Raw genomic sequence first — 16,536 nt, 5'->3', positions numbered from 1 at the left:
CGCCCCCGGTCACCGCGGCAGCACCACCACCCACGACGCGGGGTCGCGGTCGGCGGCGGCCATGAGGGCCGTACGGACGACCGTGGCCTGCTGCTCCAGGGACTCGCGCAGCTTGCGCGGAGTGATGTGCACGACCGAGATGCCGAGCCGCTCCAGGTGCTCGCGCTTGCGGGCGTACTCGGCCCACTGGGCGTCGTCCTCCTGCCGGGGCACGCGCGCGTCGAGCTCCACCGCGACCGCGTGCTCCGGCCAGTACGCGTCCACGCCGCCCAGGTGCGGGCCGCCGGGCAGCCGCAGGTCCACGTTCCACAGCGGGTCGGGCAGCCCGAAGCAGCGCACCATCGTGTACAGCCGGCTCTCGGCGATCGCCCGGCCCTCGGCCACCAGCGCGTCCACCGCCTCGACCACGTGCGGCCGGGAGAGCAGACGGGCCCGGCTCAGCTCCGCGACCAGCGCCGACGCCTCGCAGTGCCCGCCGCGCACCGCCTCCGTCAGCACCTGGCGCACCGCCCGGGCGTCCTCCAGCTCCTCCACCGCGTCCGCCAGGGCCCGGGGCAGCGGTGCGCACGGCACGCCCTGCACCTCCTGCGGCCGGGGCAGCGCGGGCGTGCGGACCAGCCCCACGTCACCGACGGCGCGCAGCCGGCGCTGCCGGGTCACGAGCAGGTCGATCCGGTCCAGGCCGAGCAGCGGCGGCACCGAGGAGAACCGGTGCAGGGCGAGCGCCGCGAGCCCCGTGACCATCGCCTCGCGGCCCGCGTAGAGCAGCGCCGCCCGGACCCGCTCGTCGCCGGTGGGTCGGCCGCGGTGCAGGACGTACACCCGGGGCAGCACCTCCTGCCACGGCCCGCCGGGGCGGCAGCGCTCGGCCAGCGTCTCGGGGGTGACGCCGTGCTCCCGCAGCTGGCGGGCCGACAGCACGGTCGGCCGGGTGCGGGAGAGGTGGTCGAGGGGGCGGGGGCTGAGGGGGATGTTGTGGTTCATGGCGGGTGGATTCCCGCTTCCCTCGGGGAGGCTAACGGCTGTTACCGTTCCGTCGACAAATGCGGACATCGCCGCACTAAAGTTCAGGCGTTCGGTTGCCGAGCGTGATTTTTCACCTATCCGGGTGACCGGCCCCCGTTCACCTGCTGCCCTGCCCCGGCGATGCTGCCGCACCACCGGGGTCGGACGGTACCCCGCGTACGCCATTGGGGTGACCGGTCACCTGTTCCCATCCGGGAGGGGGCCTCAGACGGCCCCGGCCGCCGCGTCCCGGTCCTGCGCCCGCAGCGCCCGCGCGAGGTCGTCACGGCACTCGGCGACCAGCCGCCGCAGCGCCGGCGGCGCGTCGGCGTGGCCGTCCAGCCAGGCGTCGGCGGCGTCGAGCGTGGCGGGCCGGTCCTGGTGGTGCGGGAACAGCCCGCGGACGACGGCCATGCCGATCTCGATCGAGCGCTCCTTCCAGATCCGCTCGATCACCTCGAAGTAACGGTCCGCGTACGGGGCGAGCAGCTCGCGCTGGCCCGCCTGGTCGAAGCCCGCGATGGTGGCCTCGACGAGCGCGTTGGACAGCGCGTCGGACTCCACGACCGACGCCCAGCACTGCTCCTTGACGGCCGCGGAGGGCCGTGCCGCCAGGCAGCGCACCTGGTGCCGTTTGCCGGAGGCGGTGTCGTCGCGGGCGAGCTCCGCCGCGACGGCGGCCTCGTCGGCCGCGCCGCCGGCGGCCAGCGCCTCCAGGAAGGTCCAGCGCAGCTCCTGGTCGACGTCGAGCCCGTCGATCTTCTCGGTGCCGTCGAGCAGCCCGCGCAGCACGGCCGTCCCGGCGTCACCGGAGGTCACGGCCGCGTGGAAGCGGGCCCAGGCCAGCTGGTGGCCGCTGCCCGGGGCCGCCGCGCGCAGCTCGCGCAGCGCCCCGTCCGCCAGCTCACGCGCGCCGTGCTCGCGCCAGGCGGGCGCCGCGTAGTCGTTCAGGGCCGTACGGGCCTGCATGTGCAGCCCCTGCAGCACGCCGATGTCGGTCTCGGCGCCCGCGAAGCGCAGCACCAGGCCGAGGTAGTCGCGGGCGGGCATCAGCCCGTCGCGGGTCATGTTCCACACCGCGGACCAGGTCAGGGCGCGGGCCATCGGGTCGGTCAGCGAGCCCAGGTGCTCCCGGACCGTGGCCAGGGAGTCCTCGTCGAAGCGGATCTTGCAGTAGGTGAGGTCGTCGTCGTTGACCAGCACCAGGTCGGGGCGCTCGGCCCCGGTCAGCTCGTCCACCACCGTGCGCGGGCCCGCGACATCGGTCTCCACGCGCGCGTAGCGCTCCACGGCGCCCTCGGCGGTGCGCCGGTAGAGCCCCACCGCGACCCGGTGCGGCCGCAGTTCGGGGTGCGAGGTCGCGGCCTCCTGCAGCACGGCCAGCTCGGCGACCCGCCCGTCGGCGTCGTAGGTCACCTGCGGGGTCAGCGAGTTGACGCCGGCCGTCTGCAGCCACGACCGCGACCAGCCGGCCATGTCGCGCCCCGAGGTCTCCGCCAGCACCGACAGCAGGTCGCCCAGCTCGGTGTTGCCGTAGGCGTGGCGCTGGAAGTAGCGGCGCGCGCCCTCCAGGAAGGCGTCCCGCCCGACGTACGCGACCAGCTGCTTGAGCACGCTGGCGCCCTTGGCGTAGGTGATGCCGTCGAAGTTGAGCTTGGCGTCCTCCAGGTCGCGGATGTCGGCCGTGACCGGGTGGGTGGAGGGCAGCTGGTCGGCGCGGTAGGCCCAGGCCTTGCGGCGGTTGGCGAAGGTGATCCAGCCCTCCTTGTAGCGGGTGGCCTCCACCAGTGAGAACGCTCCCATGAAGTCCGCGAAGGACTCCTTCAGCCACAGGTCGTCCCACCACCGCATGGTGACCAGGTCGCCGAACCACATGTGCGCCATCTCGTGCAGGATGACGTTCGCCCGGCCCTCGTAGGACGCCTGCGTGACCTTGCCGCGGAAGACGTACTCCTCGCGGAAGGTGACCAGCCCCGGGTTCTCCATGGCGCCGATGTTGTACTCGGGCACAAAGGCCTGGTCGTACTTCCCGAAGGGGTACGGGTAGCCGAAGTGGTCGTGGAAGAAGTCCAGGCCCTGCTTGGTGACGGTGAAGATCTCGTCGGCGTCGAAGTGGCGGGCGAGGCCCTTGCGGCACAGCGCGCCCAGCGGGATCTCCAGCTCGGAGCCGTCCGGCAGCGTGCGCCGGTAGGTGTCGTGGACCATGTGGTACGGCCCGGCCACGACCGCCGTGATGTACGTGGAGATCGGGCGGGTCGGCGCGAAGTGCCGGGTCTCGCCGCCGTCGGAGACCCCGGTGACGCGCTCGTTGCCCAGCACCACCCAGGACTCGGGGGCGGTGACGGAGAAGGTGAACGGCGCCTTCAGGTCGGGCTGCTCGAAGTTCGCGAAGACCCGGCGGGCGTCGGCCGGCTCGTACTGCGTGTAGAGGTAGACCTCGCCGTCCTCGGGGTCGGTGAAGCGGTGCATGCCCTCGCCGGTGCGGCTGTAGGCGCACTGCGCGTCCACCACCAGGACGTTCTCGGCGGCCAGGCCGTCCAGCGCGATCCGCGTCCCGTCGAAGACCTCCGCCGGGTCCAGCTCCCGCCCGTTGAGCGTCACCGACGTCACGGCAGGGGCGAGCAGGTCCGCGAAGGAGGAGGCGCCGGGCTCCGCGCAGCGGAACCGGATCGTCGTCACGGACCGGAACGCCGGCTCCTGCGGGCGCAGCGCCGACCGCAGGTCGAGGGCGACCTCGTAACCGTCCACGGCCAGCAGCCGTGCCCGCTCGCGGGCCTCGTCACGCGTGAGGTTCTCACCGGGCACGGGGTCTCCATCCTTCGCACGCCGTCGTGGGATCTGTCTTGTGGACGCCACGCATCTTCGCACGTCGGCCCGGACGGCGGCGCACGGGAATGGCGATGACGCCGAGGGCGTTGCGCCGTGGGAAACGACGCGTCAACGCGTCATGCCCGGAGGAGAGAAACGTGACCGAGACCACAACCACCCCCACCCCGGTGGACTTCTGGTTCGACCCCGCCTGCCCCTGGGCGTGGATGACCTCCCGCTGGATGCTGGAGGTGGAGAAGGTGCGTCCCGTCGAGGTGCGCTGGCACGTGATGAGCCTGGCGGTGCTCAACGAGAACCGCGACGAGCTCCCCGAGGAGTACCGCGAGTTCCTGACCACGGCCTGGGGCCCGGTCCGCGTCTGCATCGCCGCCGAGCAGAAGTACGGCAGCAAGGTGCTCGGCCCCCTCTACACCGCCCTGGGCACCCGCATCCACAACCAGGGCCTGGGCCACAAGGACCACGAGGTCATCGTCGCCGCCCTGGAGGAGGCCGGCCTGCCCGCCGACCTCGCGGACTTCGCCCGCAGCGACGCCTACGACACGGAGCTGCGCGCCTCCCACCAGGAGGGCATCTCCAAGGTGGGCCAGGACGTCGGCACCCCGGTCATCGCGGTCCCCGGCGCCGACGGCGAGCAGATCGCCTTCTTCGGCCCGGTCGTCACCCCGGCGCCCAAGGGCGAGGCCGCCGCCCGCCTGTGGGACGGCACCCTGCTCGTCGCGTCGACCCCCGGCTTCTACGAGATCAAGCGGACCCGCGACCAGGGCCCCGTCTTCGACTGATCCCGGCCCGTCCGGTCAGAAGTGCCGGAGCAGTTCGGGGAAGGCCGCCAGCCGCAGCACCCGCTCGTCGGCCGGGTCCAGCTCGGACTGCTCCAGTACCCAGGTGTTCTCGTTGGGGATGAACACCGCGCCCATCCCGGCCTCGCGCGCGGGCAGGATGTCCGACTTCGGGGAGTTCCCGACCATCCAGCTCCTGTCCGGCGCGAAGCCGTACTCCGCCAGCAGCGCCCGGTAGGTCCCCGCGGCCTTCTCCGGCACGATGTGCACGCCGCGGAAGCGGTCCGCCAGCCCCGAGGCCGCCACCTTGCGCGCCTGCTCCTCCTCGTCGCCCTTGGTGAGCAGCAGCAGCTCGTGGCGGGTGCCCAGCTCCTCCAGCGTGCTCGCCACGCCGGGCATCAGCTCGACCCGGTGCTCCACGAAGGCCACCGCCAGCTCGTCCACCCGCCTGAGCTCGGCCTGGGTGACGGGCCGTTCCCGCAGCCGCTCCAGGAGCTCGCCGAGGCTGCGCAGGAAGACCTTGCTGCCGTAGCCGTGGGCGACGGCGTTCGCCGCCTCGATTTCGTTGAGCAGCGTCCTGATCTGCGCGCGGTCCAGGACGGGATGGTCCACCCAGTCCAGGAAGTCCTCTATGACCCGCTCGAAGACCACGTTGTTCTCCCACAACGTGTCGTCCGCGTCGAAGACCAGTACCTGCCCCGTCAGCCGTGCCTCGTCCATCCCGCGAGGGTAGCCAGAGCCGGCGCCCGCCGGCCCCGCATTTTCCCGGCGGCGCTACCCGTGCCGTGCGGCGAGCGCCAGGTCCAGCTCGGCGCGGGAGGGCGGGTCGGCGCCCACCCGCGTGCAGTTGAGGGCCGCGGCCGTGACGCAGCGCTTCAGCACGGCGGCGAGGGCGTCCCGCGCGGCGGGGACGCCGGCACCGGCGACCGCGTCCAGCAGTGCCGCCTGGAAGGCGTCGCCCGCCCCGATGGTGTCGACGACGTCGACCTCGGGCGCCGCCACCCGTACGAGGGTGTCCCCGGTCACCGCGAACGCGCCCGCCGCGCCCAGCGTGACGACCGCGAGCCGGGGCCCCTCGGCGAGCAGCGTCCGCGCCGCCTCCTGCGGGGCCAGCCCCGGGAAGAGCCAGGCGAGGTCCGCGTCGCTGGCCTTGACCACGTCCGTGACCCCGGCCAGCCGCAGGCACGCCCGGCGGTAGGCGGCCCGGTCGGGCAGGACGGCGGGCCGCACGTTGAGGTCGGCGACGACGGTGCGCCCCGCTGCCGCGTGCAGCTCGCGGCAGAGCTCCAGCACCCGCGTCGCCCCCGGTTCGACCACCGTGGCGAGCGAACCGGTGTGCAGCACCGCGGTGTCCGCGGGCAGCGGCAGCCGCTCCGGGTCCCACGCGGCCAGGAAGTCGTACGAGGCGGAGCCGTCCCGGTCCAGGTAGGCCATCGCCAGCGTGGTGCGCCCGGCCGGGCTCGCGGCCCGCACCACCTCGACCCCGGTGGACTCCAGGTGCGCCCGGACCAGTTCGCCGGGCGGGTCGTCGCCCCACGTGGTGACCAGGGTGGTGGGCCGCCCCAGCCGGTGCAGGCCGACCGCGACGTTGGCCGGGCTGCCGCCGGGCACCGGTGTGACCTGCCGCTCCCCGGCACGCCACAGCAGGTCGACGAGGACCTCGCCGACGACGCCGACGCGGGAGGGGGAGGACGGAGCGCTCATGCGGGCAGCATAGGAGGCCGCCGGCCGGCCGCCGGAGCCGTGTCGCACCCGGCCGGCGGCGCCGCTCGGGCGGTCGTCGACGAGGCGTTGGAGAAACCCCACTAAGCCCCGGGTGACGAAGCTCACGCCCTGCGCGGCTTCCTTGTAGGAAGGCGACCAACGCCGTGATCGGGCCTTTGTGATCGGCGGACGATGATCGGTGAGGGCGGGGCGGGTTAACGTCACGGTGTCCCGAACCGACCCTCATCCCGCGGAGTCACCCGATGGCCAGCGCAGTTCCCGCCGCTTCCGCCGTACGGACCCACCCGGTCCTCGCCGACCTCATCCCCGCGTCGCGGCTGCGCGACGCGGCGCTCGTGACCGGTGGCGCCGTACTGACCGGCCTGGCCGCGCAGTTGTCGGTGCCGGTCCCCGGGTCGCCGGTGCCCGTGACGGGCCAGACCTTCGCCGCGCTGCTGGTGGGCACCGCCCTCGGCGCGCGCCGCGGCTTCCTGGCGCTCGCGCTGTACGCCGTCGCCGGTGTCGCCGGGGTCCCGTGGTTCGCGGAGGGGTCGTCCGGCGCGGCGGCGCCGAGCTTCGGCTACATCCTGGGCATGGCGCTGGCGTCCGCGCTCGTGGGCGCGCTGGCCCGCCGGGGCGCCGACCGCGGCGTGTGGCGGATGGCCGGGGTCATGGTGGCCGGCAGCGCCGTCACCTACGCCGTGGGCGTCCCCTACCTCGCGCTGGCCGCGCACCTGACGCTGGGCCAGGCCGTCGCCCTGGGCCTGACCCCCTACCTCATCGGCGACGCGCTGAAGGCCGCGCTCGCCATGGGCGCGCTGCCCGCCGCCTGGAAGCTGGTCGGCCGCCGCGGCTGACCGGGTACGCGGTACGACGCACCCGGGTGGAGGGGGCGGGGCGATCGCCCCGCCCCCTCCACGCGTCCTCCGTCAGTGCCGCGGTGCCGGCCCGCGCCGGGTCAGCCACAGCCCCGCGGCGCCCGCGGCCAGCAGCATCCCGCCGCCCAGCAGCAGGACGGCCGTGCGCCCGGGGACGCCGGTGTCCGGCAGGGCGCCGGGTGCGGAGGGGCCGGCGCTCGCGGAGGTGTCGGGGCCGAAGGGCACGTTGTCGGTGCCCAGCAGCAGCGGGGTGTCGGGGGCGTTCGGTGTGGGCTCGCGGGTGCCGAACGGGACCGGGCCCTGCTGCCACAGCAGGGTGCCGGAGTCGCCGAGCATCACGGGCAGGCAGATCTTGCCCCTGCCCTGGAGGTCGTAGGTCGCGGACACGGTGTACGCCTTGCTCTTTCCCGCCGCCAGTTTTCCGACGGCGCAGCTGAATCCGCCGTTGGAACCCTCCGGGAGCTTCGCCTCCGGAATCGGGTCGCAGCCCTTCACCGCGGTCACCTCGAGGGCGTCGAAACCGACCACCAGGAGCCGCAGCTCAGGGGACTGCGCGTCGCCCTTGTTGACGACGCGGGCCGTGATCGAGGTCTTCTCGGTCTTGTTGTCGACGGAGATCCTGGCCGGCAGTTCGGTGCTCACCTTCACCCCGGCCGGGGCGCTGGGACCTGGCGTACCCCCCTGGCCGCTGCCCGGTACGGGCTCGGCGCCGTACACGGGTCCGGCGAACGCCAGCGCCAGCACGGCGGCCGCCGCGGCCGATTTCCGAACATGAATTCGCCGATTGAAAAGGCGCATTGCTCTTCCCCCTTCTGCACCGCATCAGCGGTATCTGAAGAGGTACCACAAGATTCCGGGCAACTATGCTGTGATGGTGGCAAGTTCATACTTCTGTCCCGGTCCGCGCGTGAATTGCGGGCCGCCGGACAGGAATTGAGGGGCATGGGGAATTCCCTCCGCAGTGGGGAGTCCGGGCATGGTGGGAAATGCGGGCGGTGAGGTGCGCGGCCGGCTCGTGGTGGGCCGCTACCGGCTGGGGGAGCCGATCGGCCAGGGCGGCATGGGCCGCGTCTGGCGGGCGGTGGACGAGGTGCTGGACCGGCAGGTCGCGGTCAAGGAGATGCGCCTGGACGACAGGGAGGCCGAGGACGCGCGGGTCCGTCGTGAGCGCAGCCTGCGGGAGGCGCGCGCCACGGCCCGGATCGACCACCCGAACGTGGTCCGGATCTACGACGTGGTCCAGGAGGCCGAACGGCTGTGGATCGTGATGGAACTGGTCGACTGCCGCTCCCTGGAGCAGGTGCTGGTCCAGGACGGCCCGGTGGACGTGGCCGAGGCCGTACGGATCGGCACCGGGCTGGCCCGTGCACTGCGGGAGGTGCACGCGGTCGGCGTGCTGCACCGCGACATCAAGCCCGGCAACGTGCTGATCGACACCCGGGGCAGGGTCGTCCTCACCGACTTCGGCATCGCGGCGATCCAGGACGCCACCGCGCTGACCATGGCCGGGATGCTGGTGGGCTCGCCCGACTACATGGCCCCGGAACGCGTGGAGGGCCGCCGGCAGGGGCCGCCCTCGGACCTGTGGTCCCTGGGCGCGACCCTCTGCGCCGCCCTGGCGGGCGCCTCCCCCTTCTCCCGCGCCACCACCCTGGCCACGCTGCACGCCGTGCTCTACGAGGAGCCGCTGCTGCCGGCCGGCGCCGGGCCGCTGCGGGCCGCCCTGGCGGCCCTGCTGCGCAAGGACCCCGAGGAGCGGATGACCCTGGACGGCCTGGACGAGGCGCTGGCCGCCCTCGGCGCGCCCCCGGGCGGCCCGACCGTCGTCACCCGGCAGCCGCCGCCCCCGGAGGAGGGGCGCACCCCGACGCTCGCCGCCGGAAGGGCCGCCGCCCCGGCACCGGAGGCCGCAGGCGAGGCCGCACCGGGCACGGCACCGGAGGCCGAGCGGGAGGCCGAGCCGGAGGACGCCGTCCCGCCGGGCTGGGAGCGCCGCACCCCGGCTTCCCCCGCCTCGGAGCCGGACCCGGCCCCCGAGCCCCCGCCGGCCCCCGCACCCGCACCCGCCCCCGCGCCGGAGCCCGGCCCCGGACCGGGCCGTGCCGCCGGCGCCGCCGTGCCGGCCCCCTCGCGGCTCCGGCGGGCGGCCCTGCTGGGCGCCGCGGGAGCGGCCGCCGCGGCCGTCGCCGTCACCGTCGTCCTGCTCACCGCGCCGCGCACCGGCCACCGCGAGGGCCCCGTCGTCGCGGGCACCAGCCGCCCGCCCTCCACCGGCGCTATCTCGCCCGCCGCCCCGTCCACCGGCACGCCCGCCCCCGGGGAGCGCAACGAGACCGGCTTCGCCTGGGTGCCGCCGCGGGGCTGGACGCGCAGCGCCAAGAGCCCGTCCAACGTCCACTACCACGCCCCGGACGGACAGCAGGAGATCGCCGCCTCGTACGCACTCGCACGGGGCGGCGATCTCCTGGAGCAGTGGCGCGCCTTCGAGGCCGGCTCCCACGACGTGCCCGGCTACCGGAAGACCCGGCTGGAGCGGACGTCGTTCCGCGGTCGTCCGGCCGTGGTCTGGGAGTACTCCTTCACCCAGGCCGGCGCGCCCTGGAAGGCGCGGCAGCTCGGCTTCACCGCGGGGGGCAAGTCCTACCAGCTGAACGTCTGGTACGCGGCCGCGACCGGGTCCTCCGCGCCGGCCGCCTACGACCGGGTCGGCGCGTCCTTCCGGCCCTTGTGAAGCAGCTGGCGCGCCACCGCGACGGCCACCACGCCGAGCGCCACCAGCACCGAGACGACCACCTGGTCCCGGCCACCGCCGTCGGCGGTGTCGGTGAGCATGTAGCCGAGCACGAACACGATCATCGCGATCGTCGCCCAGGTCAGGTACGGGTACAGCCACATCCGCACCCGCAGCCGCTCCGGGGCCTCCCTCAGGATGATCTTCCGCATGCGCAGCTGCGAGAAGCAGATCGCCAGCCACACGAACAGCGCGATCGCGCCGGAGGCGTTGAGCAGGAAGAGGAAGACGGTGTCGGGGTACCGGTAGTTGAAGAAGACCGCGACGAAGCCGAAGACGACCGAGCCCAGGATCGCCGCCTGCGGCACGCCGCGCCCGGTGGTGCGGGCGAACGCCTTGGGCGCGTCACCGCGCAGGCCCAGCGAGAAGGCCATGCGGGAGGCGGTGTAGAGGCCGGAGTTGAGGCAGGACAGCACGGCCGTGAGCACGATCACGTTCATGATCTGGCCGGCGTGCGCGATGCCGATGGAGTTCAGCGCCGCGACGTAGGAGCCGTCCTCGGCGATCGAAGGGTCGTTCCACGGCAGCAGCGACACCACGATGAGGATCGAGCCCAGGTAGAAGACGCCGATCCGCCAGATGACGCTGTTGGTGGCCTTGGTGACCGCGCGCTCGGGGTCGGCGGACTCGCCGGCCGCGAGCGTGACGATCTCGCTGCCCATGAAGGAGAACACGACCAGCAGCACACCGGTGAGGATCTTGCCGGGGCCGTGGGGGAGGAAGCCGCCGTGCTCGGTGAGGTTGGCCAGCCCCGCGGTGTCGTCGTGGCTGCCGGGCAGCACGCCGGACACGGCGAGGGCGCCGAGCACGATGAAGCCGGCGATGGCCACGACCTTGATGCCGGCGAACCAGAACTCGAACTCGCCGTAGGAGGCCACCGAGGCCAGGTTGGTCGCGGTGAGCACGACCATCACGATCAGCGCCCAGCCCCACTGCGGCACGGCCGGGACCCAGCCCTCCAGGATCTTGGCGCCCGCGGTCGCCTCGACCGCCAGCACCACGACCCAGAAGAACCAGTACAGCCACCCGATGGAGAAACCGGCCCAGCGGCCCAGCGCGCGGTCGGCGTAGGCGGAGAAGGAGCCGGAGGTGGGGTTGGCGGCGGCCATCTCGCCCAGCATGCGCATGACGAAGACGACCATGAGGCCGACGAGGGCGTACGACACGAGGATGCCGGGACCGGCGGCGGCGATGCCGGAGGCGGAGCCGACGAAGAGGCCGGCGCCGATCACACCGCCGATCGCGATCATCGACAGGTGGCGGTTCTTGAGCCCGGCCTTGAGGCCCGAGCCGTTCCCGGGCTCCGTCGGGGCCTCGGGGGCCGGAGCGGTGGAGCCGGTCGTGGGGGTGGGGGGACGTGTACTCATGGGGTGGCATGAAACACCGCCCGGGTGCGAGCGGGGAACCTTTGATTCCGTTTCGTTGTCCCATCCTCAGCGGACCCTCAAATTCCCCCCACGGAACACCCACGGCATGTCGCCGGGGGTGCCCGTGCGACACTCGTCCGCATGCGCGTGTACCTCGGTTCCGACCATGCCGGCTTTGAACTCAAGAACCACCTCGTGGGGTGGCTCAAGGCCAACGGGCACGAGCCCGTGGACTGCGGCCCCCACGTCTACGACGCCCAGGACGACTACCCGCCGTTCTGCCTGCGCGCCGCGGAGCGCACCGCCGCGGACCCCGGCTCCCTCGGCATCGTGATCGGCGGCTCGGGCAACGGCGAGGCCATCGCCGCCAACAAGGTCAAGGGCGTCCGGGCCGTGCTCGCGTGGAGCCGGGACACCGCGACCCTCGGCCGCGAGCACAACGACGCGAACGTGATCAGCGTCGGCGCCCGCATGCACACCACGGACGAGGCCACCGCGTTCGTCGAGGTCTTCCTGGGCACGCCCTACTCCGGCGAGCCGCGTCACACCCGCCGCATCGGCATGCTCACCGCGTACGAGACCACCGGCGAGCTGCCCCCGATCCCCCCGCACCACCCGCAGGAGGGCTGATCCGGGCATGCCCGAGGGGCATACGATCCACCGCCTCGCCGCGGACCACGGGGAACGCTTCGCCGGCCGCGTGGTCCGCGCGAGCAGCCCGCAGGGCAAGTTCTCCGACGGCGCCGCCCTCCTGGACGGCGCCGTGCTGGAGTCCGCGGAGGCCCACGGCAAGCACCTCTTCCTGGGGTTCGGCCCGCTCGGCTGGGTCCACGTCCACCTGGGGCTGTACGGGAAGTTCGGCTTCGGCACCGGCCCCGGCGGGGCCCCCGTCGGCCAGGTCAGGCTGCGCCTGGCCACCGACGAGCACCACGCAGACCTGCGCGGGCCGACCGCCTGCGAGCTGATCACCGGGGCCGAGAAGCAGGCGATACACGACCGGCTCGGCCCGGACCCGCTCCGGCCGGCCGACACCGGGGAGCGCGCCTGGGCCCGGGTGGCCCGCAGCCGCACCAGCGTCGCCGCGCTGCTGATGGACCAGAAGGTCGTCGCCGGCGTCGGCAACGTCTACCGCGCCGAGGTCCTCTTCCGCCACGGCGTCGACCCGTACCTGGCGGGACGGGACCTGGACCGCGCGCGGTGGGACGCGATCTGGGCCGATCTGGTGGCCCTGATGCGCGAGGGCGTGCGCAACAACCGCATCGACACCGTCCGCCCCGAGCACACCCCCGAGGCAATGGGCCGCCCGCCGCGCGTCGACGACCACGGCGGCGAGGTCTACGTCTACCGCCGCGCCGCGATGCCGTGCCACATCTGCGGCACCGAGGTCCGCACCGCCGCCCTGGTGGCGCGCAACCTCTTCTGGTGCCCCTCCTGCCAGCCCGCCCGCGGCTGACGCCCGGTCACCCCGCGGCGGCCGGCCCCGCGAGCGGTGCGGGGCCGGCCGCGGGACGGGCGCCCGTACGGGCTCCGGGCCGCTAGAAGCCGTGCGGCAGCCAGGGGGCGACGTCACCGCTGAAGGCCACCGCCGCCTCCCGCAGCGCCCCCTGCCGCAGTTCCCGTACGCGGCCGGCCCGCGCCAGCGCGGTCAGCGAGACGTCGCCCAGGTAGGCGGCGCCCAACTCGCGCACCGACAGCGCCAGGTCCGCGGCGTCCGTGGTCCGCTCGCACACGGCGCCCTTGGTGTCGCCGCCGAGCCGCCAGCGGCCCTCGTTCCACGGGCAGAACGGGTCCGAGACCTCCAGCACGACGTCCAGCGGCGCCGCGTAGGTGCGGGCCGACAGGGCCGCGCCCACCTCGACCGGGCGCAGCAGCAGGCCCTCCTTGAACCGCACGCCGCAGCGGCGGACGTCGTCGACCAGATGCAGGACCGGGTCGTCGGCGGGACGGTTGCGGGAGGTGATGCGGCAGGTGAGGTCGATGCCGAAGAGGTAGCGCCACAACGCGGCACACGTGTCCGGATCCAGTGCCTCCAGGTCGCGCAGCACCACCGTGCCGTCGGGCCCGCCCGCGTTCCAGGAGGACTTCACCGCGTAGCGCGTGTAGCCCCGTACCTCGCCGTCGCGCTCGGCGACCACGCACAGCAGGTTCGACGCGCCGTCCCGGTACGCCTCGGGGTCGAGCACGCCCTTGCGCCGCCAGTTCGGCCGCCGCTCCAGCATGCCCGGCCGGCCGGGCACCAGCCGCGCGTAGACCTCCTCGCAGGCCGCCAGGGCCTCGTCCGGGTCGGCGAAGCGCAGGGTGACCTCGTCGGCGCCCGCGGGCACCGTCAGGCCCGCCCGAAGGGTGTCGACCTCCACCGCCATCTGACGGGTGGCGACCTCGTAGCCGTACCGGCCGTAGATCGCCGGCTCGGAGGCCGTGAGCACCGCGAGGGGCTCCCCCCGTTCGCGCACGTCGTCCAGCTGCCGCCGCATCATCGAGCCGAGCAGCCCGCGCCGGCGGTGCGTCGAGGCGACGGTGACCATCGTGACGCCGGCCGCCGGGACCACGGCGCCGCCCGGCACCGCCACCCGGAAGGAGAACGCCCCCGCCGTGCCGACGACCTCCGTCCCGTCCCACGCGGCGATCGACCGGGTGAGTTCGGTCACCCCGCGGTCGAACTCCCGCTCCTCCGCCGGCACGCGCGCGCTGCCGAACGCACGTTCCAGCGTGCTGAACCACTCGTCCCACTGTCCGGACTCGAGAACCCGCAACTCCACCGTCATGTGCCCTGCCTACCAGCCGCCCCAAGGGCGGGCGACCGGTTTTCGCCGGTCTCGGCGGCGAATCGGCGCACCATGAGGGGCACCTCCGATGCGGAGAACGGGTGAGGGTGGATAGGGTCGCCGGGAAGATGGCACGACGCCCGGTAGGAGACGGATTCAGGGCCCGGTGGCGCAGGACGGTCCACCGGGCTCGTGTCGGCCTGCGCAAATCCGCCGTGGACTACTTCCGCGGCGACGCGGCCGACTGGCTCGCCCTCACCGTCCTGATGATCGGCGTGCCGCTGATCGCCTGGGGCACGGTGCTGGCGCCGCAATGGTGCCCGCCCACCACCTTGGTGCTGCCCGTCCTCGTCGGCGGCCTGCTGCTGCGCCCCTCCAGCCTCCTGCTGCTGTACGGGGCCAGCGCCGCCGCGTTGGTCGTGGAGTCCGCCGTGCTCGGCCCGTACCGCGAGGGCGTGGGCCGGGTGACCCCGGGCACCGTGCTCGTGGTGGCGGCGGTGGCGCTGGCCGGGCTGATCGTCGCGCAGTTCCGCGCCCGGGTCGGCGTGCCCTGGATGCGCGGCGGCACGATGCTCTTCGACCTGCGCGAGCGCATCCGGGTGCAGAGCAGGCTCCCCCGGCTGCCCGAGGGCTGGCACGCCGAGATGGCGCTGCGGCCGGCCGGCGGCCAGTCCTTCTCCGGCGACTTCGTGGTGGCCACCCGCACCTCGGGCGGCCGCATCCTGGAGGCGGTCCTCACCGACGTGTCGGGCAAGGGCATGGACGCCGGTTCGCGCGCGCTGCTGCTGTCCGGCGCCTTCGGCGGCCTGCTCGGCTCGCTGCCGCCGCACGCCTTCCTCACCGCCGCCAACGGCTACCTGCTCCGCCAGAACTGGGAGGAGGGCTTCGCCACCTCCGTGCACCTGGTGCTGGACCTGGAGACCGGTGACTACGAGCTGCTCTCCGCGGGCCACCTGCCGGGCATGCAGCTCAGCGCGGGCACCGGCCGCTGGGAGGAGAAGGCGGCCGAGGGCCCGCTGCTGGGGGTGTACGACGGCGCCGAGTTCCACAGCGTGAAGGGCACCCTGCGCTCCGGCGACGTCCTGCTGCTCTTCACCGACGGCCTGGTCGAGGCCGCCGGCCGCGACCTCACCGAGGGCATCGACCGGCTCATCGGCGAGGCCGACCGGTACGTCGCGCACGGCTTCCGCGGTGCGGCCTGGCAGCTCATCGAGGCGGTCGCCAAGGACGTCAACGACGACCGCGCCCTGCTCATCGTGTGCCGGGACTAGGCGCCGGCCGGAACGCCCAGGACATCCTCGGCTCGATCGCGAAGCGGAAGATCCGTTGCACGGGCGGGGTGCACAGCGCGGTGACCACCACGACGGCGACCGCGGTGACGGCGACCTGGCCCAGTGGGGTGTGGATCCACTCGTGGTCGTACCAGCGGCCGAAGCGCGAGCCCTTGGCGATGAAGCCGTGCAGCAGGTAGCCGTAGAGCGTGCCGGCACCCAGCGCCGTGAACCAGGTGCGACGGCGCGGCACCCAGGCGAGGAAGCACACCGTCAGCGCCAGGGAGCAGCAGAACAGCGCCGGCGTCATGACCGGACCCGCCCACCAGGGCGCGCCCAGTTCCTGGGCGCTCGTGCGGTGGTAGAGCCAGGCCCGGTCCATCCGGGGCACCAGCCAGTAGGTGACGACCAGCGCGGTCAGCCCGGCCGGGACCGACAGCACGCGCACCGCCCGGCGCCGCGCGAGGTGGAAGTGCTCGGCCTTCAGGCACGTGCCGAGCACGAAGAAGGGCAGGAACTGCAGGACGCGCTGGAGTTCCAGTTCCGCGCCGATGGCCGGGGTGACCGAGGCGAGCGCCGCGATCAGCAGGGCGACCGCGACCGGCTGCCGCACGACCCGCCAGACGGGAGCGGTGAGCCGCCAGATGAAGAGGGCGGCGAGGAACCAGGTGAGGTACCAGGGGTCGAGCAGGCTCAGCGACTGGGGCGCGGCGTCGTCGGCCCAGTTCCGGAAGAGCGAGTAGGCGGTCTCGAAGAGCAGGTACGGGACGGCGACGCCGGTGATCAGTCTCCTGACCCGGTCCGGACGGGCGTCGAAACTCTTCGAGAAGTAGCCGGAGATGACGATGAACGCCGGCATGTGGAACGCGTACACGAGGTTGTAGAGCGCGCTCGCGGCCCTGCTGTGCCCGGTGAGCGGTTCCCAGGCGTGGCCCATCGCGACCAGGACGATGGCCAGGTACTTGGCGTTGTCGAAGAACGGGTCACGTCCGGCGGGGGCGGCGGGGGCCGTGGCCGGAGCGGGGGAACCGGAGGGTGCGGCCGGCCGGGCCCCGGCGGCGGGGGCCTCCTGGCGTGGTGCGGGGAGAACGGAATTCCCGGTCTGGGTCCTGCCGGGGAACAGGGTGTTCGTGCGGGGGAGCTGGAACAT

At 73.7% G+C, this 16,536-nt stretch carries 14 protein-coding genes; 6 read left to right on the top strand and 8 right to left on the bottom strand.

Going from position 1 to position 16,536, the window contains the following annotated elements:
* Positions 1-9: 9 nt before the first annotated feature.
* Both ACZ7MY_RS02810 and pepN read right to left on the bottom strand, forming a co-directional pair.
* Entirely contained in the window at positions 10-984 is a 975-nt protein-coding gene (locus ACZ7MY_RS02810) for a hypothetical protein (RefSeq protein ID WP_499598978.1), read from the bottom strand.
* A 246-nt stretch (positions 985-1,230) separates the two neighbouring features.
* Positions 1,231-3,810: an aminopeptidase N gene (pepN, locus tag ACZ7MY_RS02805; protein ID WP_499598977.1), complete on the bottom strand. Its 2,580-nt coding sequence runs from the start codon at positions 3,808-3,810 to the stop codon at positions 1,231-1,233.
* 161 nt (positions 3,811-3,971) lie between these two features.
* Between pepN and ACZ7MY_RS02800 the strand changes: the two genes are divergently transcribed.
* On the top strand, positions 3,972-4,613 hold the full coding sequence (locus tag ACZ7MY_RS02800) for a mycothiol-dependent nitroreductase Rv2466c family protein (RefSeq protein ID WP_499598976.1): 642 nt from the start codon (positions 3,972-3,974) through the stop codon (positions 4,611-4,613).
* Positions 4,614-4,628: 15 nt separating this feature from the next.
* Here the strand turns inward: ACZ7MY_RS02800 and ACZ7MY_RS02795 are convergent, their stop codons facing one another.
* Together ACZ7MY_RS02795 and ACZ7MY_RS02790 are read right to left on the bottom strand one after the other, a co-directional pair.
* Positions 4,629-5,330 (bottom strand): HAD family hydrolase, encoded by a 702-nt coding sequence (locus ACZ7MY_RS02795; protein ID WP_499598975.1) that lies wholly within the window; start codon positions 5,328-5,330, stop codon positions 4,629-4,631.
* A gap of 54 nt (positions 5,331-5,384) precedes the next feature.
* Entirely contained in the window at positions 5,385-6,314 is a 930-nt protein-coding gene (locus tag ACZ7MY_RS02790) for a carbohydrate kinase family protein (RefSeq protein ID WP_499598974.1), read from the bottom strand.
* Positions 6,315-6,577: 263 nt separating this feature from the next.
* On the opposite strand from ACZ7MY_RS02790, the gene ACZ7MY_RS02785 reads away from it, so the two are divergent.
* Positions 6,578-7,171: a biotin transporter BioY gene (locus ACZ7MY_RS02785; protein WP_499598973.1), complete on the top strand. Its 594-nt coding sequence runs from the start codon at positions 6,578-6,580 to the stop codon at positions 7,169-7,171.
* 72 nt (positions 7,172-7,243) lie between these two features.
* Here ACZ7MY_RS02785 and ACZ7MY_RS02780 read toward each other — a convergent pair whose 3' ends face one another.
* The gene (locus ACZ7MY_RS02780) at positions 7,244-7,990 is read right to left on the bottom strand and encodes a hypothetical protein (protein WP_499598972.1); all 747 of its coding nucleotides are present in this window, start codon (positions 7,988-7,990) and stop codon (positions 7,244-7,246) included.
* A gap of 178 nt (positions 7,991-8,168) precedes the next feature.
* Here ACZ7MY_RS02780 and ACZ7MY_RS02775 point away from each other — a divergent pair, with 178 nt between their 5' ends.
* Positions 8,169-9,923 carry a serine/threonine-protein kinase gene (locus tag ACZ7MY_RS02775; RefSeq protein WP_499598971.1) on the top strand — a complete coding sequence of 585 codons (1,755 nt, stop codon included), beginning with the start codon at positions 8,169-8,171 and terminating at the stop codon, positions 9,921-9,923.
* Here ACZ7MY_RS02775 and ACZ7MY_RS02770 read toward each other — a convergent pair.
* Positions 9,887-11,350, bottom strand: a complete 1,464-nt coding sequence (locus ACZ7MY_RS02770; RefSeq protein ID WP_499598970.1) for an amino acid permease — start codon at positions 11,348-11,350, stop codon at positions 9,887-9,889. The two genes, ACZ7MY_RS02775 and ACZ7MY_RS02770, sit on opposite strands and share 37 nt — an antisense overlap.
* 141 nt (positions 11,351-11,491) lie before the next feature.
* On the opposite strand from ACZ7MY_RS02770, the gene ACZ7MY_RS02765 reads away from it, so the two are divergent.
* Together ACZ7MY_RS02765 and ACZ7MY_RS02760 are read left to right on the top strand one after the other, a co-directional pair.
* A complete protein-coding gene (locus tag ACZ7MY_RS02765) occupies positions 11,492-11,980 on the top strand; it encodes a ribose-5-phosphate isomerase (protein WP_499598968.1) in 489 nt (162 codons plus the stop codon).
* 7 nt (positions 11,981-11,987) lie between these two features.
* Positions 11,988-12,803, top strand: a complete 816-nt coding sequence (locus ACZ7MY_RS02760) for an Fpg/Nei family DNA glycosylase (RefSeq protein WP_499598967.1) — start codon at positions 11,988-11,990, stop codon at positions 12,801-12,803.
* A gap of 82 nt (positions 12,804-12,885) precedes the next feature.
* Here the strand turns inward: ACZ7MY_RS02760 and ACZ7MY_RS02755 are convergent, their stop codons facing one another.
* A complete protein-coding gene (locus tag ACZ7MY_RS02755; protein ID WP_499598965.1) occupies positions 12,886-14,115 on the bottom strand; it encodes a GNAT family N-acetyltransferase in 1,230 nt (409 codons plus the stop codon).
* 128 nt (positions 14,116-14,243) lie between these two features.
* Here ACZ7MY_RS02755 and ACZ7MY_RS02750 point away from each other — a divergent pair, with 128 nt between their 5' ends.
* Entirely contained in the window at positions 14,244-15,386 is a 1,143-nt protein-coding gene (locus ACZ7MY_RS02750) for a SpoIIE family protein phosphatase (RefSeq protein WP_499598963.1), read from the top strand.
* On the opposite strand, the gene ACZ7MY_RS02745 is transcribed toward ACZ7MY_RS02750, so the two are convergent.
* Positions 15,367-16,536, bottom strand: coding sequence for an acyltransferase family protein (locus ACZ7MY_RS02745; protein WP_499598962.1), 1,170 nt, complete (start codon positions 16,534-16,536; stop codon positions 15,367-15,369). The genes ACZ7MY_RS02750 and ACZ7MY_RS02745 overlap by 20 nt on opposite strands.

It is taken from the genome of Streptomyces sp. NPDC111520 (genome assembly GCF_055635295.1).
Note: the sequence above shows the minus strand (reverse complement) of the source record. Positions and strands in the feature narration are given on the sequence as shown.